At 72.3% G+C, this 19,703-nt stretch carries 15 protein-coding genes; 8 read left to right on the plus strand and 7 right to left on the minus strand.

Translation table 11 applies throughout. From position 1 onward, the window contains the following. Positions 1 to 60: 60 nt before the first annotated feature. Positions 61 to 1,512 carry a flavin-containing monooxygenase gene (locus QSK26_RS14420; RefSeq protein ID WP_285775610.1) on the plus strand — a complete coding sequence of 484 codons (1,452 nt, stop codon included), beginning with the start codon at positions 61 to 63 and terminating at the stop codon, positions 1,510 to 1,512. A gap of 41 nt (positions 1,513 to 1,553) precedes the next feature. Continuing rightward, the gene (locus QSK26_RS14425) at positions 1,554 to 2,630 is read left to right on the plus strand and encodes a dipeptidase (protein WP_285775611.1); all 1,077 of its coding nucleotides are present in this window, start codon (positions 1,554 to 1,556) and stop codon (positions 2,628 to 2,630) included. Between the two features lie 179 nt (positions 2,631 to 2,809). On the opposite strand, the gene QSK26_RS14430 is transcribed toward QSK26_RS14425, so the two are convergent. Then, positions 2,810 to 3,511, minus strand: a complete 702-nt coding sequence (locus QSK26_RS14430) for an HAD family hydrolase (protein ID WP_285775612.1) — start codon at positions 3,509 to 3,511, stop codon at positions 2,810 to 2,812. 230 nt (positions 3,512 to 3,741) lie between these two features. On the opposite strand from QSK26_RS14430, the gene QSK26_RS14435 reads away from it, so the two are divergent. Beyond that, a complete protein-coding gene (locus QSK26_RS14435) occupies positions 3,742 to 5,088 on the plus strand; it encodes a sensor histidine kinase (protein WP_285775613.1) in 1,347 nt (448 codons plus the stop codon). A gap of 70 nt (positions 5,089 to 5,158) precedes the next feature. On the opposite strand, the gene QSK26_RS14440 is transcribed toward QSK26_RS14435, so the two are convergent. Then, positions 5,159 to 6,640: a DMT family transporter gene (locus QSK26_RS14440; RefSeq protein WP_352244329.1), complete on the minus strand. Its 1,482-nt coding sequence runs from the start codon at positions 6,638 to 6,640 to the stop codon at positions 5,159 to 5,161. A gap of 275 nt (positions 6,641 to 6,915) precedes the next feature. Between QSK26_RS14440 and QSK26_RS14445 the strand changes: the two genes are divergently transcribed. After that, positions 6,916 to 7,731 (plus strand): SDR family NAD(P)-dependent oxidoreductase, encoded by an 816-nt coding sequence (locus tag QSK26_RS14445; RefSeq protein ID WP_285775615.1) that lies wholly within the window; start codon positions 6,916 to 6,918, stop codon positions 7,729 to 7,731. Here the strand turns inward: QSK26_RS14445 and QSK26_RS14450 are convergent. After that, a complete protein-coding gene (locus QSK26_RS14450; protein ID WP_285775616.1) occupies positions 7,715 to 8,980 on the minus strand; it encodes an MFS transporter in 1,266 nt (421 codons plus the stop codon). The two genes, QSK26_RS14445 and QSK26_RS14450, sit on opposite strands and share 17 nt — an antisense overlap. Positions 8,981 to 9,168: 188 nt before the next feature. On the opposite strand from QSK26_RS14450, the gene QSK26_RS14455 reads away from it, so the two are divergent. After that, positions 9,169 to 9,843 (plus strand): copper resistance CopC family protein, encoded by a 675-nt coding sequence (locus QSK26_RS14455; RefSeq protein WP_285775617.1) that lies wholly within the window; start codon positions 9,169 to 9,171, stop codon positions 9,841 to 9,843. A 12-nt stretch (positions 9,844 to 9,855) separates the two neighbouring features. Further along, entirely contained in the window at positions 9,856 to 10,941 is a 1,086-nt protein-coding gene (locus QSK26_RS14460; RefSeq protein WP_285775618.1) for a CopD family protein, read from the plus strand. Here QSK26_RS14460 and QSK26_RS14465 read toward each other — a convergent pair. Next, positions 10,899 to 12,056, minus strand: coding sequence for a hypothetical protein (locus QSK26_RS14465; protein WP_285775619.1), 1,158 nt, complete (start codon positions 12,054 to 12,056; stop codon positions 10,899 to 10,901). The genes QSK26_RS14460 and QSK26_RS14465 overlap by 43 nt on opposite strands. Before the next feature lie 203 nt (positions 12,057 to 12,259). Between QSK26_RS14465 and QSK26_RS14470 the strand changes: the two genes are divergently transcribed. Continuing rightward, positions 12,260 to 12,433 (plus strand): hypothetical protein, encoded by a 174-nt coding sequence (locus QSK26_RS14470; protein ID WP_285775620.1) that lies wholly within the window; start codon positions 12,260 to 12,262, stop codon positions 12,431 to 12,433. A 163-nt stretch (positions 12,434 to 12,596) separates the two neighbouring features. Here the strand turns inward: QSK26_RS14470 and QSK26_RS14475 are convergent, their stop codons facing one another. Both QSK26_RS14475 and QSK26_RS14480 read right to left on the minus strand, forming a co-directional pair. Next, positions 12,597 to 13,454 carry an ABC transporter permease gene (locus tag QSK26_RS14475; protein WP_285775621.1) on the minus strand — a complete coding sequence of 286 codons (858 nt, stop codon included), beginning with the start codon at positions 13,452 to 13,454 and terminating at the stop codon, positions 12,597 to 12,599. Continuing rightward, a complete protein-coding gene (locus QSK26_RS14480) occupies positions 13,451 to 16,027 on the minus strand; it encodes an alpha/beta fold hydrolase (RefSeq protein ID WP_285775622.1) in 2,577 nt (858 codons plus the stop codon). Before QSK26_RS14480 ends, QSK26_RS14475 begins: the two co-directional genes overlap by 4 nt. A 152-nt stretch (positions 16,028 to 16,179) precedes the next feature. Between QSK26_RS14480 and QSK26_RS14485 the strand changes: the two genes are divergently transcribed. Then, positions 16,180 to 18,300 (plus strand): ATP-binding protein, encoded by a 2,121-nt coding sequence (locus QSK26_RS14485; RefSeq protein WP_285775623.1) that lies wholly within the window; start codon positions 16,180 to 16,182, stop codon positions 18,298 to 18,300. Here QSK26_RS14485 and QSK26_RS14490 read toward each other — a convergent pair. Beyond that, the gene (locus QSK26_RS14490) at positions 18,297 to 19,307 is read right to left on the minus strand and encodes a terpene synthase family protein (RefSeq protein ID WP_285775624.1); all 1,011 of its coding nucleotides are present in this window, start codon (positions 19,305 to 19,307) and stop codon (positions 18,297 to 18,299) included. The two genes, QSK26_RS14485 and QSK26_RS14490, sit on opposite strands and share 4 nt — an antisense overlap. Positions 19,308 to 19,703: the final 396 nt, after the last annotated feature.

Below are 19,703 nucleotides of genomic sequence, written 5' to 3' on the forward strand. Positions count from 1 at the left end.
GCCTGTTCACTACGACGGGCGGATTTCGTAATGTGAGGGGATCGCGATCCGGAGGCGGGCATGCTCACTGTAGCGATCATCGGGGCCGGCGTGGGCGGGCTGTGCATGGCGATCCGGCTGCGGATGGCCGGGGTGACGTCGTTCACCGTGTTCGAGAAGGCCGGCGACATCGGCGGCACCTGGCGGGACAACACCTATCCGGGCGCCGGCTGCGACGTGCCCTCCCACCTCTACTCGTATTCGTTCGAGAAGTACGCGAGCTGGACCCGCCGCTTTCCCGAACAACCCGAAATACTCGCCTATCTACACCGATGCGCCGATAAATACCGCATTTGGCCACATATCCGGCTAAATGCTGAGGTTACTTCCGCCCGTTACGTCGACGGCCGGTGGCGGATCACGACGGCGGACGGCGGGGAGGCCGACTTCGACGTGCTCGTCACCGGGGTGGGCCAGCTCAGCCGGCCCCGGCTGCCCGACATCCCCGGCAGGGCGGACTTCGCGGGCACCGCCTTCCACTCCGCGCGCTGGGACCACGGCCACGACCTCACCGGCCGCGAGGTCGCCGTGATCGGCAACGGCTCCTCCGCCGCGCAGTTCATCCCGCGCATCGCCCCCCTCGTGGCCCGGCTCGACGTCTACCAGCGCACCCCCAACTGGGTGATCCCCAAGCCCGACGAGGGCTTCGGCCCGGCGGCCAGGCTCGCCTTCCACCACCTGCCGTTCCTCCAGCGGGCCTACCGGGGGCTGATCCACCGCCGCCTGGAGACGCTCTTCCTCCCGGCGCTGCGCCGCGACGGGTGGACCGCCGACCGATTGCGCGCGATGGCGCTCGGCCACCTGGCCCGGCAGGTGCCCGACCCCGTCCTGCGGGCCAAGCTGACCCCCGGTTACCGCATCGGCTGCAAACGGATCGTCGTCGACAACGCCTTCTATCCCGCGCTGACCCGTCCCAACGTGGCGGTGGTGACCGATCCCATCAGGCGGATCACCGCCAAGGGCGTCGAGACGGCGGACGGCACCCTCCGCCAGGCCGACACGATCATCTACGCCACCGGCTTCCACGCCACGAGCTTCCTCGCCCCCATCGAGATCACCGGCAGGGACGGCCGGTCGCTCGCCGAGCGCTGGCGGGACGGCGCGGAGGCGTACCTCGGCCTGGCCGTGCCCGGCTTCCCCAACCTCTTCCTGCTGTACGGCCCGAACACCAACCTCGGCCACAACTCGATCATCCTCATGATCGAGGCCCAGGTACGCTACATCCTGCAATGCCTGAGACTGATCTCCCTGCGCGGCCCGATCGAGGTACGACAGGCCGCCCTGGCGGCCTGGCGGCGGCGACTCGAGCAGGCGATGGGGGACATGATCTGGCAGGACGGCTGCCAGAGCTGGTACCAGACCGAGTCAGGGCGGATCACCACCAACTGGCCGGGCTCGACGACGCTCTACCGCCGCCTCACCCGCGCCCCGCGCCCGAGCGCCTACACCTCGCTCCCGCGACCGCGCCGCTGACGAGCGGCCCGTCCACCCCGCACGACCCTTGGAGCACCACCATGTCCGCAGACCTCTCCGTAGACCTCTCCGTAGACGCCGAGTCGGCCGCCCTGCACCGCCGGGCGGTCGTCGCCGACACCCACAACGACCTGCTCATGGCGGTCAGCGCGCGCCGCCCGGACCGGTGGGCGTCCTTCTTCCGCGCGCAGTGGCTGCCGCAGTTGCGCGACGGCGGCGTGAACGTGCAGGTGCTGCCCGTCTTCATCGACGACCAGTACCGCCCGGAGGGCGCGCTCCGGCAGACGCTGCGCATGATCGAGTGCGCGCACACCCTGGCCGAGGGCAACGCCGACGCCGTACGGCTGTGCCTCGACGCGGAGCAGATCGACCAGACGCTCGCCGAGGGCAGGATCGCCCTGGTCCTGGCGCTGGAGAGCGCGCCCGGCATCGACGCCAGCGTGGAACTCTTCGCCACGATGCACCGGCTCGGCGTCCGCGTCGCGTCGATCGCGCACTGGCGGCGGACACCGCTGGCCGACGGCAGCGGCGAGGACGCCACGGGCGGCCGGCTCACCGAGGCGGGGGTCCAGGCGGTCAGGGAGATGGAGCGCCTCGGCATCGTCTTCGACGTCTCCCACCTGGGCGCCGCCGGCGTCGGGCACGTGCTGGAGCTGGCCACCCGGCCGGTCATCGCGACCCACTCCTCGGCCCGCGCGCTGCGCGACCACCACCGCAACCTCACCGACGACCAGCTCAGGGGCGTCGCGGCGACCGGCGGCGTGGTCTGCGTGAACTTCCTGCCGGGCTTTCTGGCCGAGGACCCGGTGGACTTCACCGTCGAGCGGCTGCTGGACCACATCGAGCACGTCGCGGAGGTGGCGGGCGTCGACCACACCGGCCTGGGGCCGGACTTCGTCCGCGAGGTGATGATCGACCTCACCCCGCCGTGCTGCGAGGACACCGGGGTCGACGGGCTCGACGTTCTCGCCACGCTGCCCGGCATCGAAGGGCCGCGCGGGCTGCCGCTGGTCACCCAGGGCCTGGTCAAGCGGGGGGTGCCGGAGGAGGACATCCTCAAGATCGTCGGTGGCAACGTGCTGCGGCTGCTCCGCTCCGAGCTGACGCCCCGGGCGTGAACGCGCCCCGCGCCGCCGGGACGGGCCCGGCGGCGCGGGGGCGTACAGACCGGCCGGGACCGGCCCTGCGGGGGGGCGTGCGGACCGGCCGGGACCAGCACTGCGGGGGCGTGCGGACCGGCGCTGCGGCGCGGGAGTGTACGGACCGGCCGGGACCGGCCCTGCGCGGAGGGGGCGGGTCAGCCGGAGGCGCGGACGCCCAGTTCGTCGAGGTGGGCGAGCATGTCGGCGGGGTCGGCGTAGACGCGGAAGGCGCCCGCGCGTTCCAGTTCGTCGGTGCCGTAGCCGCCGGACTGGAGCCCGATGCCGAGCGCGCCGGCCCGGCGGGCGGCCAGCAGGTCCCACACGCTGTCGCCCACCACCATCGCGTGCCGGGCGTCGATGCCGAGCACGGCGGCCCCGGCGAGGAACAGGTCGGGATCCGGCTTGGCCCGGCGCACGAGGTCCCTGGTGATCAACGGGGTGGAGTCGGGCAGGCCGAGCAGGCCGAGGGCGTGCCGGGCGGTGCGGGCGTGCCCGCTGGTGGCGATGGCCCACGGCACGCCGCGCGCGGTGAGTTCGGCCAGCAGCTCGGCGGCGCCGGGCAGCGGGCGCACCGAGTCCAACTGCTTCAGGTAACCGTCGGCGTGCGCGCGTTGCAGGTCCTCGATCTGCTCCGCGGTGAGGGACAGGCCGGTCTCCCTGAGCAGGGCCGTGACGAAAAGGCCGCCGCTCATCCCGATCCGCCGGTGGATCCGCCAGACCGACAGGTCGATGCCCAGGCCGGCGAGGGCACTGTGCCAGGCGATGACATGCTGGTAGACGCTGTCGATCAGCGTCCCGTCGAGGTCGAACAGAAACGCCGGGGCCGGCGCCTCCACATGGGCGAAGTCAGCGTTCACCGCCCCAGTCTTCCGCGCCCGCACCCGGCGGCGGTCCCCGGCCCCCGGCGGACGATCACGGCCGTGGGGATCCGCACGCCGGCTCCGGCACCGGGCGTTATTCCACCACTACGTCCATCGTTGTAATGCCATGTGAGTTTTACACCTCGTTGGAGGTGAATCTCCCTGACTTCGAGCAGCATACGCAGTGTGTGATCATTCGATTACCGGGGGGGTCGGGTGAACATCGGGTGAGCCTTACGCACGGCTGGTCCCTGAAGAGGCGGCTCACGGTCATCGCCGGAATCGTGATGGCCCTCCTGTGCGCGGTGGTCACCTCACTGGTCCTGGTCAGCGTGCACGGCCTGGCCACCAACTACAAGACCGACCAGATCGTCGGCGCGTCGCTGAAGGTCGTCAACATGACCAGGCGGAACGTCCTGCCGTCGGCGTTGCCGCCGCAGGACGGGGCGATCATCCAGGTCCTGAACGCGGATCGGCAGGTGGTCTCGGCCACGCCACGGGCGGTGGGCGAGCCGCCGATGGCGCGGTTCGAGCCGCCGGGCGACAGCGTGCGAGAGAAGAGGGTGATCTGCGGCCTGCCGATGTTCGGCGGCGATTGCGCGATCGTGGTGGCCTTCCGGGTGTACATGCCGCAGGGTGACTGGATCATCTACGCGGCCGACCACGACGTGCCGTGGTACGTCGGCGACGAGTTGTTCGCGCTGCTCATCTCCGGGTCGATCCTGCTGATCGCGCTGGCCACGTTCGGCACGTACCGCGTCGTCGGCAAGACGCTCCGGCCGGTGGACTCCATCAGCGCCGAGCTGGCCGAGATCAACGCCACCGACCTCGGCCGCCGGGTGCCGCTCCCGGAGTCCCAGGACGAGATCCACCGGCTCGGCTGCACGGTCAACAAGACGCTCGACCGGCTGGAGGCGGTCGTCGAGATGCAGCGCCGCTTCGCCTCCGACGCCTCCCACGACCTGCGCAGCCCGATCACCGCGATGCGCGCGCAGGTCGAGGCCGCCCTGCTCGCGCCCGAGGACGCCGACTGGCAGGCGATGTCCCATGCCCAGCTGGACAGCCTGGACCGGCTCGAAGCCCTGGTCAGCGACCTGCTGATCCTGGCCAGGCTGGACGCGGGCGCCCCCATGGTGAAGGAACGGCTGGACCTGTCCCACCTGGCGGCCACCGAGCTGGACCAGCGGCCCCGGCGGGTCCAGGTGATCCGGCACCTCCAGCCGGGGGTGAAGGTGAACGGCGACCGGCTCCGCCTGATCCGGCTGCTGACGAATCTGATGGACAACGCCGAACGGCACGCGTCGTCGCGGATCACGGTCTCGGTGCGGGAGAGCGGCAGGTGCGCCGTGCTTGAGGTGCTGGACGACGGCATGGGCATCCCTCCGGACAAGCGCGAGGCGGTCTTCCAGCGCTTCACCCGGCTGGACGCGGCCCGCAACAAGGACGCCGGCGGCACCGGGCTCGGCCTGCCGATCGCCCGCGAGATCGCCACCGGGCACGGCGGCACGCTGACCGTCGAGGACAGCCCGCGTGGCGCCCGTTTCGTCGCCCGCATCCCGCTCTCGGACCACTGACCAGACCACCGACCGAGCCGCCGGCAGGGCCGCTGTTCGGATCGTCAGCCTCTCGGCGGTCCCGTCGCCCTCATCTCTCCTCCCCGTCGTCCCCCTGCTCCGCCCGTCCGCCCGCGCACGCCCCGGGCGGACCGGATCTCGCCCCCTCCAGCTCGGCCGCGCACGGTTCGCCGGGGCAGGAGGGGCCGGAGGGGCCGGAGCCCGGGTCGGCCCGTGCGGGCGCGCGGAGCTTGGGCAGGTCGGGGTCGAGGGCGATGATGAGCGGGACCACGGTTTCGGACAGCACGTGGTCGGAACGCTCGTGCACGACCGCCATCGCCCGCTCCAGCATCTGGTCCAGCGGCTCGCCCCCGGACGGCGGCCGGGAGACCTCCGCGGGTCGCCCCTGCCTGGGGATGTCGCCGACGGCCGGCGCCGGCCGCCCCGTGACCTGCTGCTCGGTGCGCAGGGCCAGCAGGATCTTCGACGCCTCCCTGCTGACCTTGATCAGCAGGGCCCGGTGCGCGGGCGGCAGGTAGGCGGCGGCGTAGTCGCTCCGGCCGGACGGTTCCGTGACCTCCTCCGGCGGCCCCGGTTCGGGCGGTACGGCATCCAGGGATGGATCGTCCGACCTGCCGGCCGGCTCCCGTGAGGTGGCGTCGGGCGGGTCCGGCGTGTCGTGCCGCGACCGTTCGGGCACCACGGCGAGGAGCATCGCGGCCGCGACCAGGGCGCCGCCGACGACCACGCTCACGGTGATCGCCTCGCCGTACACCACGGCGGCGAGCACGGCCACCCACAGCGGCTGCGAGGACAGGATGATCGCGGACGGCACCGGCGCGATGTGCACCTGGCCGTAGGTTCTGGCGAGGAAGCCGAGGGCGCAGGAGACGACGGCGAGATGGGCGAGCACCAGCCAGTCGGCCGTGCCGCTCGGCAGGGTGAGCCCGCCGGGCATGGCGAGGACGCCGCTCAGCACCCCGATGGTGCCGAGCTGGATCACGGTGAGGGCGTAGCCGTCCTGCCGCTCGCCGGACATCCGGCCCAGCATGAGGGTGTGCACGGCGTAGAGCGCGGCGGCCATCAGCGTGGCCGCCAGCGCGAGCAGCGAGACGTCCCCGCCCTCCATGCCGTGCAGCAGCGTGAAGACCGCCATCGCCACGGCGGCCAGCGCGACCGCCGCCCAGATCCGCATGGACACCCGGGTCCGCAGCAGCACCAGGCCGAGCAGCGGCGTCATGACGACGTTGCAGCCCACGGCGAAGCCGGACACCGGCGAGGGCAGGCTGTGCAGCGCCATCGCCTGGGCGATCTGGCCGACTCCGAAGACGAGGCCGAGCTGGACCCCCCGGGTCCAGGTTCCCTCGGACAGGCCGCGCAGGGCCGCCGGCCTGATGGCGAGCAGTACCAGCGCGGCCACCCCGTAGCGCAGGCTGAGCAGGTCCGCCACCGGCATCCTGACGATCAGATCCTTCATCAGTGGGAACGCCGACCCCCAGGCGGCACTGACGAACAACAGAAGCACGGCTCCCAGGAGGGGGCGGGGAGCGGTTACTGCCATGGCACGCAGCATCGCACCACCGCTCACGGCCACCCGGCCGTCGCGCGTGGCCGGGGTTTGGTCCTGTTCCACTCGGGGTTAGTCACATCACCCCAAGGGTTGTATGGGGTACCTCACTCCCGGGACAGGCGTGACCGGAGTCACCCACCCTTCCCAAGTTATTGGATAATTCGTACAATTAGGGTTCTATCCCCGGAAGGGAGTGGATACATGACACCCACCCCCAGCGCTTCTCTCGCGACCGAAATCGGCAGACGCAAGTCCGAAATCCGGCGCGGCGGCGGGGCATGAGAGGCCCGCGGACCGCGGTGGTGACCGGGGGCGCGTCCGGCATCGGCAGGGCCGTCGCCCTGGAACTCGCCCGCCGCGGCTTCCACGTGACCATCGCCGACATCGACGGCGAGGGCGCCGCCCGGATCGCCAAGGACCTCGACGGCCGCGCGGTCACCCTCGACGTGACCGACGCCGCCGCCGTGGCGGCCATGATTCGTGGCGTCAAGGACGAGCACGGCCGGCTGAACATCGTCGTCAACAACGCCGGGATCGGTGTCGGCGGCGCCACCGACGAGCTCACCCTCGACCACTGGAACCGCGCGATCGACGTCAACCTGCGCGGCGTGGTGCACGGCGTGCACGCGGCCTACCCGATCATGCGGGCCCAGGGATACGGCCACATCGTCAACACGGCCTCGCTCGCCGGTCTCACCCCCGCGCCGCTGATGCTGCCCTACACCGCGGCCAAGCACGCCGTGGTCGGCCTGTCGCTCGCGCTGCGCGCCGAGGCCGCCGCGCACGGCGTGAAGGTGACCGTCGTCTGCCCCGGGTTCACCGACACCCCGATCCTCGCCAACATCAACCCGGGACTGCCGGCCACCGGGGTGAGCAGGAACGCCCGGCAGCCGGGGATGCGGCTCTACCCGGTGGAGGCGATGGCCGCCGACGTCATCCGGGGCGTCGCCAGGAACAAGGCGCTGGTGGTGGCGCCCGCCTCGGCCCGTGTCGCCTGGCTCGCCGCCCGGCTCTCGCCCTCGCTCGCCGTACGGATGTCGGAGCTGGTGATCCGCCGGCTGCGTGCGGAGGGCGTGGTCAGCGGACACTCCTGATCCGCCGGACCAGCACGGCGCCGAGCACCGCCAGGGCGGCGGCGGTGGCATAAAGCACCGGGTAGCCGCCCAGGCCGGTCACGATCGGGCCGGCGACGGCCGGGGCCAGCACCTGCGGGCCGGTGGACGCGACGTTGATCACGCCGAGGTCCTTCGCCCGGCCGGCCGCCTCCGGCAGGACCTCCGTGACCAGCGCGTTGTCCACCGAGAGGTAGACGCCGAAGCCCACTCCCATGATCGCGGCGGCCGCCATGGCGACCGGCCACAGCGGCCACAGCGCCAGCATCAGCAGCGCCACCGCCGAGATCAGCCCCGACACCGTGACCAGGGCCCTGCGCCGGCCCAGCCGGTCGGACACGATCCCGGCCACCACGGTGGTGGCCACGACGGCGACCGTGTAGATCAGGATGAGGACGAGCAGCCCCTGCCCGGCGTCCTGGCCGGGGAAGAGCCGCTCGTAGCCCACAGCGTCGGTGAGGAAGTAGAGCAGGTAGAGCAGCGCGAGCGCGTTGCCGAGCTGCATGAGGAACCGCGTCACCCACGCCCAGGCGAAGTCGTGCCCGAACCGCGGCAGGCGGACCAGGCCGCGCGGGTCGAACCGCCTGCGGTGCTCGGCGGGCAGCGGATGGTCCGGCGTGGTGAGCACGAACGGCAGCGCGCACAGCGGGATCAGCGCCGCGATCACGAGGTACCCCGGCCGGACGCCGGTCACCACGACCGTCACCAGCAGCACCGCGGCCACCACGCCGAGCGTCTGCGGGACGCCGATCCAGCCGGACACCTCGCCCCGCTGGCGCACCGGCACGTGGTCGGGCACGCCCGCGGTCAGCGCCGCCTGCATGGCGTTGAGCGACGCCTGCACCAGGCACCAGCCCACCAGCACGCCCGCGAACGTGCCCTGGAACGCCAGGAACACCATCGCCAGCGCGCCCGCCACGGCGCCGCCGAGCGTCCACGGATGCCGCCTGCCGAGGCGGCCCGCCGTACGGTCGGACAGGGCGCCCGCGACCGGGGTGGCCAGCATCGCGACCGCCGCCCCCGCCCCGGTGACCCAGGCGAGCGCGCTCTCCTTGCCCTCCGGCGCGACCGCGGCGAGCTGTTCGGGCAGCAGCACCTGGAGCGGCCCGAAGTAGCCCATCCACAACGCCAGGTTGCCCAGCGAGATGAACGCGATCCAGCGGGGGCCGACGCGACGGGTCGGCTCGGCCAGCGCCGCCGGGATGCCGTCGACGGGGGGAACGGCGGTCATACGCACTCCGTGTCCCCCGTCAGCAGGACAGGGGGCGCTCGGGGATCGTGAGATGTGCTGGGATGGTACGCGGCGGAATGCCCTTCGGGAAGGCCCATCCGCGCGCGCCCGATGAGACCATGTCCGGACGGACAACACATGCTGGACGAATCGGTGCCGGCGGAGATGACAATGAGAGAGGTTGATCGGTGAGGCGGCTACTCACGGTCCTGGTGCTCGCGTTCGCGGCGGTGGCGGGCGTGGTGACCCCGGCACAGGCGCACAACGTGCTGATCGGCAGCGATCCCAAGGACAAGGCCACGCTGTCCGCCGCCCCCGAGCGGGTCACGCTGGAGTTCGACCAGCCGGTGCGCCAGGGCTTCACGCAGGTGACGGTGACCGGTCCGGGCGGGGCGCGGTTCGACGAGGGCGGGCCGTCGGTCGACCGGACCAAGGTGAGCGTCGCGCTCGGCGCCCCCGGCCCGGCGGGCGAGTACGTCATCGGCTACCGCATCCTGTCCTCCGACGGGCATCCGGTCTCCGGCAGCCTGACCTTCACCACGACCACCGGGGGGACCGGCACCGGGCAGCCCGCGGCGGCGGCCCCGGCCGCCTCCCCGGTCGGCGGCTCCGGCCAGAACGACCTCAGCGCCCAGGCCACCGAGGCTTCGCAGAACGCGGGCGCGGGGATGGCCGTGCTGTGGATCGTCCTCGCCCTCGTCCTGCTCGGCGCAGCCACCGCGGTGGCCCTGCGCCGCGGCGGCCGGCCCGCCCCCACCGGCCCGTCCCCGGCGGCCCCTGGGACCACCGAGACCCCCGGGACCCCCGGGACCGCCGAGGCGTCCTCGCCCGCCGGCTCCTCCTCCCAGCCCGCCGACCAGTAGAGGCCAGCGTTCATGTCCGTCGCGCAGACCCCGGAGTCCTCCGTACCCGCCCCCGCCGTCGTCCCGCCCGGCAGCGCCGAGACCGGCTCCGGCACCGACGTCTTCGCCCGCAGAACGCTGATCGGCGGCCTGGTGGGCGGGGCGCTGGTGGCCGCCCTCGCCGGCGCCGCCCTGATCGCCGAACGGCCGGTGCCCGGCATCCCGACCCCCGGCCCGGTGGTGGAGTACGGCCTGCCGGTCGTGCGCGTGCTGCTCGACCTGGCGGCGGTGGCGGTCATCGGGCTCAGCCTGCTGCCCAAGCTGCTCGGCTTCGACGATCCGGAGCGCACCGAGCCGGTCCTGCGCCGGGTGCGGCCCGCCGCCGTGTCCGCCGCCTGGGCGTGGGCCGTGTTCGCCTTCGTCACGGTGGTCTTCCACACCGCGGAGCTGAACCCGGGCGCCTTCCCCACCCCGGCCGCCGTCGCGAGCTACGTGAGCAACGTCGGCGCCGGTCAGGGGCTCGTGATCAGCGGCGCGACCGCGCTCGCCTGCGCCGCCGTGGGACTGCTCGCCGTGCGCTTCGGGGAGAGCGTGCCCGCCGAGCTGCGCACCGGCATCGCCCTGTTCGGCCTGCTGCCCATCCCGGTGACCGGCCACGCGGTCAACTCCGTCTGGCACGACCCGATCATGATCTCGATGGAGCTGCACGTGATGGGCGCGACGGCGTGGACCGGCGGGCTGCTCGCCACCGCGCTGTTCGTCGCGGCGCGGCGCGACCTGCTCGCGGTGGCGCTGCCGAAATTCTCCAAGCTCGCCACGGTGTGCCTGATCCTGGTGAGCGTGTCCGGGCTGATCTCCGGCCTGTCCACGATGGCGCTCACCCCCGGCGTGGAGCTGCCGGGGGCGCTGCTCGGCTCGGAGTACGGCCTGCTGCTCGTGGCCAAGGTGGTGCTCGCCTGCGCCCTGGTGCCGCTGGCCGCGCACATCCGCTTCCGGCTGCTGCCCGCCATCGCCCGGCGGCAGGCCACGTCGATGGTCGCCTGGGCGGCGGCGGAGGTGACCGTGATGGGCCTCGCCTACGGCGTGGCGATCACGCTCACCCGCGCCTCGCTGACCTGAGGCTCACCCCCGAGCCGTCGCATGAGCACCTCGGCGCCCAGCCACAGCACCGCGAGCAGCGCGGCGGCCACGGGCGCCGAGCCGAACCCGAACGGCGGCGCCGCCAGCACCTCCCCCTGCACGTAGAGCGCGCCGTAGGCCCCCGCCGTGACCACGACGGCCCCCGCCAGCGCCCGCGCGGCGTACGGCAGCCTGGCCAGGAACACCAGGTCCACGCACAGGCCGCCGACCACCAGGAAGAACGGCACGGCCGAGGGCGGGAAGTCGGTGTAGGTGAGCAGCGGCCAGATCACGCAGCGGTAGGCGACGAAGACGGCCGCGATCGCCGTGGCGGTCCACGTCCTGCCGACCATCCGCCGGGCGATGACCAGCACGATCAGGCAGGCGGCCACCGCGTAGACCGGGTAGAGCCATTCGGGCATCGGCAGCGAGAACTGCACGGCCATCCCCCGGTCCACCGGGCGGCCGAGCTGGTCGGCCGCGAACTGGAGCAGGATCGGCTCCGCGTACGGGGTGCCCCGGTCCCAGGCGGCGACGCTCAGCACGCCGTACTCCTGGTGCTGGTTGGGGAACAGCATGTCCTCGAAGGAGAACAGGAAGAGCGCGCCCAGCATGAGGTCGCGCCCGCGTCCCGGCGGGGCTCCGACGTACCAGCCCCGCACCACGCCGGCGATCATGACGCCGGTGCCGAAGTAGAGCATCATGTGCGAGGGGCTCCACGACGTGATGTCCAGGCCGTTGATCCGGTGGTTGATCAGGTCGAGCGGCACGGCGACGAGGAAGATGCCGGTGCCCCACTGGATGAGCCGCAGGGCGATCTTGTCGACGCCGTAGCCGGTGTAGCCGTGGATGATCGTGAGCGCGACGGCGATGGCGGTGCCGACGGAGTTGATCAGGTGCGGCGGGGCGAGGTCGTCGCGCAGCCACTTGAAGTGCCAGGAGACGTCCCACGACGACCCCAGGACCTTGAGGACGAAGGCGGCGATCCACCCGGAGTAGAGCACCCAGAAGAGCTCGGCGGGCGTCTCCCGGCCAGGCTTCCCCCGGGTCCAGTAGGGGAGGGCCCAGGCGAGGATCCGGGAGGGCGCGTGCTTGAGGGATGCTCCTGCGTTCACGCGTCGAAATGATGCCGCTCCCCTGCCATCCTCGCAATCGGGGATGTCCCGGATGTGCTGCCCTTTCCGGGCTCCGTACCGCCCGGCGAAACCGGCCCGGGGGCGCGGCGGCAGCGGGGCAGGGCGGCACCGGCCCGGGGCGCGGCGGTACGAGGGTGGAGAGGCGCCGCGCGTGGGGCGCCTGCCGCCGTAGAATGGCCTCCGTGACATACGGGCCAGACGACCTGCGTCCGGTGGACCTCTTCGACGAGGACTCCCCCGTGCTCCCCGAGCAGACGAGCGACGACACCGACCTCGGCTGGGGCGGCTGGCCCGACCCGGGCCGCGACGACGACACCGCCCGCCTGCTGGAAGACCGCCCCCCGCACTGGGGCTGACCCCCGCGCCGGACGGGGCCGCTCAGGACACGAGGACCCCGGCGCAGGGCGGGACCGCTCGGACACGATGACCCCTGGCCCTGCGCGGGCCGTTCGGGACACGATGCCCCCGGCCCTGCGCGGACCGCTCAGGACACGAGGACCCCGGCCCTGCGCGGGCCGTTCAGGAGACGATGTCCTTGGCGCGGAAGCGGCGGAAGGCCAGGGCGATGAGGATGGCCGAATAGGTCACCGAGACGGCCGCCCCCTTGATCATCCCGCTCCACTCGATCTCGGGGGCGAACGCGTCCAGCCAGGCCGAGGTCCAGAAGGTCGGCAGGAACTCGCGCACGACGCCGAGCGCCTCCACCGCCTGGAGGATGCTGCTCACGATGACCAGGCCGACCGCGCCGCCCACGGCGCCGAGCGGCGAGTCCGTCGCGGTCGAGAGCAGGAAGGCCAACGAGGCCACGACGAGCTGGCTGACCAGCGCGTAACCGATCACGATGGCGAACCTCGGCAGCGCCGCGGCGGCCGGGATGACCTCCCCGGTGCCGGGCACCTGGATGTCGTCCCAGCCGAAGCCCAGGGTGCCGGCGAGCAGCGACATCAGCGGCAGTGAGATCACCGCGGCGGCGGCGTAGCCCAGGGCGACGATCAGCTTCTGGCGCAGCAGCCGGTCGCGCGGCACCGGCGCGGCGAGCAGATAGCGCAGCGAGGACCAGCTCGCCTCCCCCGCCACGGTGTCGCCGCAGAACAGCGCGACCGCGACGACCAGCAGGAAGCTCGCCGACACCGACAGCGTGAAGGCGGAGAAGTTGAGCGCGCTCTCGGTGGCGAGGTCCGACAGCCGCAGGGTGTTCTGCTGCCCGCCCTGGCCGGCGCCCAGTTTGAAGGCGACCACCAGCACCCAGGGCAGCGCGAGCAGCAGCCCGAACATCACCAGCGTGCGCCGCCGGCGGAACTGCCGGACGATCTCCACCCGGAGCGGCAGCGTGCGCCGCGCCGAATAGCCGTTCGCCACCGGGACCTCTGCGTTCATGACCGCTCTCCCACGTTGTCGTCGATCAGCGTGAGGAACACGTCCTCCAGGCGGCGCACCGAGCCGTTGCCCCGCGCCGCGCCCTCCAGCAGGTCGCGCACCGGCCCGGTGGTCACCAGCCGGCCCCGGTGCATCACCACGACGTGGTCGCAGGTCTGCTCCACCTCGGCGAGGAGGTGGCTGGAGACGATCACGGTCCGGCCGCGCTCGGCGTACCTGATGAGGACCTGCCGCATCTCCCTGATCTGCGGCGGGTCCAGGCCGTTGGCGGGCTCGTCGAGGACGAGCAGGTCGGGCAGCCCGAGCATGGCCTGGGCGATGGCGAGGCGCTGGCGCATGCCCTGGGAGTAGGTGCGCACCGCGCGTTCCAGCGCGCCGCCGAGCCCGGCGATCTCCAGCGCCTCCGCCATGTGCGCGTCGGCGGCGGGCCTGCCGGTGGCGCGCCAGTAGAGCTCCAGGTTCTCCCGCCCGTTCAGGTGCGGCAGGAAACCGGGCCCCTCGACGAAGGATCCCAGCCGGGACAGGATGGGGGCGCCGGGCGTGACCTTCTGGCCGAAGATCCTGATCTCGCCCGCGTCCGGATGGATGAGGCCCATCATCATCCGCATCGTGGTCGTCTTCCCCGCGCCGTTCGGGCCGAGCAGGCCGAGCACCTGCCCGCGCTCCACCTGGAACGACAGGTCCGACACGACGGTGTCGCCGTTGCGGTATGCCTTGGTGAGCCCGGTGATGCGCAGCGGCACGCCGGCCAGCGCGGGGTCCACGTCCGCGCCGGGACGGCGGCGCCCGGCGAGCACCATGACGACCGCGACCACGATCGCCGCGGCCGGCAGCGCCCACGTCCACCACTCGGGCCCGTTCACCGGTGTGCGCAGGGCCGCGTCGGTGGGCACCGTGAGCGCGGGGGCGGCCAGCCCGACGCCGGCCACCGACGGCGCGGCCGGGGTGGCGTAGCCGAGGTCGGTGCTGGACACGGTGAGGCGGAGCCGGTGGCCGGTGTCGAAGCGGTGGTCGATCGCGGGCAGGCGCACCGTGACCTCGGCGCCTGCCTCGCCCGCGTCCGGCGGGACGGTGACCTTCAGCGGCGCGACCAGGCCCTCGGGCAGGATCGGCGGCTGCGCCCCGCCGCTCACGTCCTGGAGCTTGGCGAAGAGGGTCACCTCGCCCTCGCCGCGCACCCGCAGCCGCACCGTGGAGCTGCCGGTCACCTGGAGGGGCGCGGTGAGCGGCGCCGACTCGAAGATCGCGCTCTGCCCGGGGACGTCCACCGACAGGCCGGGGCCGCCGGCGCCGAGCAGCCCGCCGAAGCCCGGCACCGCCGAGATCGCCGCCGGGGAGCCGCCGGGCGGGTTGGCCACCTGCTGGTCGGGGCCGGCGAGCCGGACGACGGTGCGCCCGGTGCCGCCGAGGCCCGGGTACCGGTCGCCGGTGGCGTGCAGCAGCACCGGTCGCCGGGTGCCGGGGTCGCGCCCGCCGTCCCTGGTCACCTCGAAGCCGCTGCCGGGGACGGCCGTCCCGCCCTCGCGCTTCAGCCAGTGGCCGAACCAGCTCGCCGTCCGGTCGTGCACCCAGTCGATCTCGCCGTCGCCGCCGTCGTGGCCGCCGTCGAACCAGGCCACCTGGACCGGGGCGCCGGTGGCGGCGACGGCCCTGGCGTTGGCGTCGGCCTGGTCCAGCGGGAAGAGCGAGTCGCGCTGGCCCTGGAGCAGCAGGGTCGGGATCCTGATCCGGCCCTGCACCGAGACCGGGCTGGACCGGCGCAGCAGCGCCACCGCCTCGGGTGTCGCCTTCCCCGTCTCGGCCACCGACTGGTACATCCGGCAGATCTCCGGCAGGAACCTGCCGCAGGCGGCCTCCTCCGCGGTGAGCGGCCGAGCCGGGACCGGCGGCCCGCCCAGCCCGGCGAGCCCGCCGTCCGCGTCGTCGCCGGGGACGGGTCCGCCCCTGCTGAAGAACAGCCCGGCCCACATCCGCTTGAAGACGCCGTTCTCCGGGCCCCCGCCGCCCGCGTCGGGGAAGAGCGCGTCCGCGAGGTCGTACCAGGTGATCTGCGGGACGATCGCGTCGACGCGGCGGTCGTGGGCGGCCGCCATGAGCGCGATGGCGCCGCCGTAGGAGCCGCCGGCGATGCCCACCCGGGGGTCGCCGGCGGCGTCGAGGGTGACCTCGGGCCGGCGGGCGAGCCAGCCGACGAGCTGCTCGACGTCCTTGACCTCGTAGTCGGGCGAGTTCAGCGCGATCTGGCCGCCGGAACGGCCGAAGCCGCGGGCGGACCAGGTGAGCACGGCGTAGCCGTCGGCGGCGAGGCGCTGGGCGGCCTCGCGCACGCTCCGCTTGCTGCCGCCGAAGCCGTGCGCGAGGAGCACGGCGGGCGCCTTCCCGCCGTCCGGCGGCGGGAAGAACGTGGCGTCGAGGTTCACCCGCTGATCGCCGGCCGGGCCGTCGGTCACCGCGATGGTCAGGTCGATCCCCCGGGCCTGTGGTGCGGCGGGCCACAGGGCCCACCCGAGCACACCGGCCAGCAGCACTACGACAAGCAGGGCCGCGAGCCGGCGCCCGCGCGCGAATCTCATGCGCCGAGCCTACTGAGCAGTGCTGAGAGAGAGCTGAGATCTTCCGCCGGGGGGTGACAAACCTCCATCCGGATCAGGCGCTCGACGGACAGCCAGATACCGGGCCTATACGATGCGGAAGCACGTGTCAGCTATCCCCCCGTGAGGCGCCCATGGCAACGCCGACAGGTTGGCGGCGAGAGGGCAATCTGCCCGCCGAACTCACGAGCTTCGTCGGGCGCACCCGCCTGCTCAGTCATCTGAAACGCCACCTGCAGGACAACCGCCTGGTGACGGTGACCGGCATCGGCGGCGTGGGCAAGTCGAGGACCGCGCTGCGCCTGGCCCACCAGGTGCGGGGGCACTACGGCGACGGCGTGTGGTTCGCCGACCTCGGCCGGTTGCAGGACGCCGGGATGGTGGAGCACACGATCTCCTCCGCGCTGGGCATCGCCGACCAGTCGCCGAGGTCGCAGACCGACACGCTGACGGAGTGGGTCGGCGACCGGCACATCCTGCTGATCATCGACACCTGCGAGCACCTGGTCGAGGCGTGCGCGGGCCTGGTGACCCGGCTGCTCGCCAAGTCGCCGAACCTGTCGGTGCTGGCCACGAGCCGCCAGTCGATGGGCGCGCCGGGCGAGCAGGTGGTGCCCATCCCGCCGCTGGCGGTGCCGGGCGACGACCCCAACGAGAGCCTGTTCACCAACGAGTCGGTCCAGTTGTTCAACGCCAGAGCCGGCGCCGTGGTGCCGGACTTCACGCTCGACGAGACCAACGTCGACGCGGTGGCCGAGCTGTGCCGCCGCCTCGACGGCATCCCGCTGGCGATCGAGCTGGCCGCCGTGCGGCTGCGCGCGCTGTCGGTGCAGCAGATCCTCACGCTGCTCACCGACCGCTTCAGCCTGCTCGCCGGCGCGAGCCGTACGGCGTTGCCGCGGCATCAGACGCTGCGCGCGGCCATCGGGTGGAGCCACGAGATCTGCGAGCCGGCCGAGCGGCTGCTGTGGGCGCGGCTGTCGGTCTTCTCCGGGGACTTCGAGCTGGACGCGGCGCGGTTCATCTGCTCCGACGAGGACCATCTCCCCGCCGAGCGGATCATGGAGCTGATCTCCGGCCTGGTGGAGAAGTCGGTGCTGCTCATGCAGAACCACAACGCGGGTGTGCGGTACCGGCTGATCGACACGCTGCGCGAGTACGGGATCGAGTGGCTGCGCAAGCTCGGCCAGGAGGAGATGGTGCAGGCCAAGCACCTTGAGTACTACCTCCAGCTCGCGCTGACCGGTGAGCACGCGTGGTCCGGGCCGCGCCAGGTCTACTGGTTCATCAGGATGCGCCAGGAGCACGACAACGTGCGCTCCGCGCTGGACCACTGCCTGAACGAGCCGTCCCATCGCAAGACCGCGCTGCAGCTGCTGTCGTCGCTGTGGTTCATGTGGGTGGCGTGCGGATTCGCCCGGGAGGGCCGGCTCTACCTGCACCGGGCGCTGGAGGCCAATCCCGAGCCCAGCAAGGAGCGTTGCAAGGCGCTGTGGGTGCTGTCCTACCTGTGCAGCGCGCAGGGCGACATCGAGGCGGCCCAGAAGGCGGCCGAGGAGTGCAGCGACCAGGCGGTGCAGGTCGGCGACTCCAGCGCGGTGATCCTCGCCACCAAGATGCAGGGCACGGCGGCGGCGTTGCAGAACGAGCTGAAGAAGGCCACGGCGCTGCTGGGCGTGGCCATCGAGTTCAACCGCGCGGGTCCGGAGCTGAACCCCGGCCTGCTGCCCGCCATCCTGGAGCTGGCGTTCGTGCTCATCGCGCAGAGCGAGCCGAACGAGGCGGAGGTCCTGCTCAGCGACCTGCGGCAGACCTGCGAGCAGCGCGGAGAGCTGTGGCTGCGGTCCTACGCGCACTGGGCGACCTCGCTGGCGCAGCGGGCGACCGGCCGGATGCCGGAGGCGCTCGCCAACGCCCGCGAGGCGCTGCGCATCAAGGGCCACTTCCATGACGTGCTCGGCGCGATGATGTGCCTGGAGGCGATGGCCCGCATCGCGACCGACCAGGGTGAGTGGGCGCGCGCGGCCCAGTTGCTGGGCGCCGCCCAGACGAACTGGCCTCTCTTCGGCCTGCCGTTCCTGGGCTCCCCGTTCTTCAGCGGGGAGCACGAGCAGAGCGTCAAGGAGTGCAGGGACCGCATCGGCGAGAAGGCGTACGACGAGTACTTCTCCCACGGCAGCAGGATGAATCTGGAGGAAGCGATCGCGTTCGCGCTCGACGACGAGGACACCGCGGCGGCGCCCGGCCTCGTCTAGGCGCTGAGCAGGTCGTCGAGCCGGTAGCCCGCGCCCGTGGCCTCGTTCACGTCACCGGCCCTGCGGTAGCGGTAGGTCTCCCGCTGCCAGCGCTCGTATCCGCTGATCCAGGCGGCGAGCGCGTCGAGGTACCGGTTGAGCACGTCGACGTCCTCGGCGGGCAGGGCGAGGCTGGCCAGCACCTCGGGGATCTCGGCGCGGAGCTGGACGAACCTGGTGACCCGGCCTTCCACGAAGCGGTAGGCGTGCCCGATCGCCTCCTCCATCGTGCAGCCGCGCTCGTTGCGGATGACCATGACGAGGTTGTCCGTCTCCCCCGCGGCGAGCTCCTTCTCCAGCGAGGCCAGGTCGTTGGCGAGGTTGACGAAGTCGGCGGTGAGGGTGCGCATGATCCGCACGTGCGGCACGTTGAACAGCAGCGAGGGGACCTCGAACTCGCCGGCCACCTCGCAGGCGTCGGTGAACTGCTGCATGGCGCCGGTCACGAGCCGCTGTTCCAGGTAGGTGTCCAGGGACAGGAACGCGCCGCGGCGGCGGTTGGCCGACTCGTGCACGAGGGAGCCGAAGTAGCGCCGCCAACTCTCGGCCGCGCGGGCCCGCCAGGCGGGCGACTTCCCGGCGCAGGAGTCGCGCCACATCTCGGCGAACGCCGTGTGCAGCGGGCTGGGTCCCTTGTCCTCCGGGCCGCCCGGCAGGAGGAGGGCCGCGAAGCTCTCGCTGATCTCGCGCGCGCTGATCGGGTCCTTGCCCGCCGGGCCGTCGAACTGGTCGTCGAGAAGCGTGCAGACGGAGACGATCCGGTTGGCGAGATCGAGTCCGCGCTCGGTGGCGTGCGGGAAGGTGTACCCGACCAGCCGCTCGGACTTGAACAGCGTGTACAGGTCCTCGCTGCCCTCGTTGATGAGACGGTGTCGGGTCAGCCAGGCGAGATTGCGGTCGGCGGCGTCACGCCATCCTTCGTGCAGCTTGAGAGGGAGGGGAATCTCGAATGTTACGTCGGCCGGCATTGAGCTCTCCAGATTGCACCGTGGGCCAGATCCGGGTATTAGGCCATAAAAAAGAAGCCTTTGTGGAAAGCACCCAATCGCTCGCGTACCCGCCCACATGATCGGGTAATCGTGTCGGGCCGGATCTGTTTCCAGGTTATATTTCCGTCACCTGCTGAGACGGAGGTGATTCCGGCTGATGGGGGCAAGCAGGCCGCCGCCCCGCTGAAGCGGTTAATTTCCGGAAACCTAACCATGAACCATGCCGTGTACCATCACGACGACGGCGGCGTGCGAACGCCCACCGCCACGGGCCTCCTAACCACCCTTTGTGGGGTTCGTCAAGTCATTCCTTTGCCGCGCCCGAACGCGCGCGAGCACGGTGTGAGCACTTCCCCGCACTGTGCGAAGTGTGAC

It is taken from the genome of Microtetraspora sp. NBRC 13810 (assembly GCF_030268685.1).
In the GTDB taxonomy this organism is placed as follows: Bacteria; Actinomycetota; Actinomycetes; order Streptosporangiales; family Streptosporangiaceae; genus BSRQ01.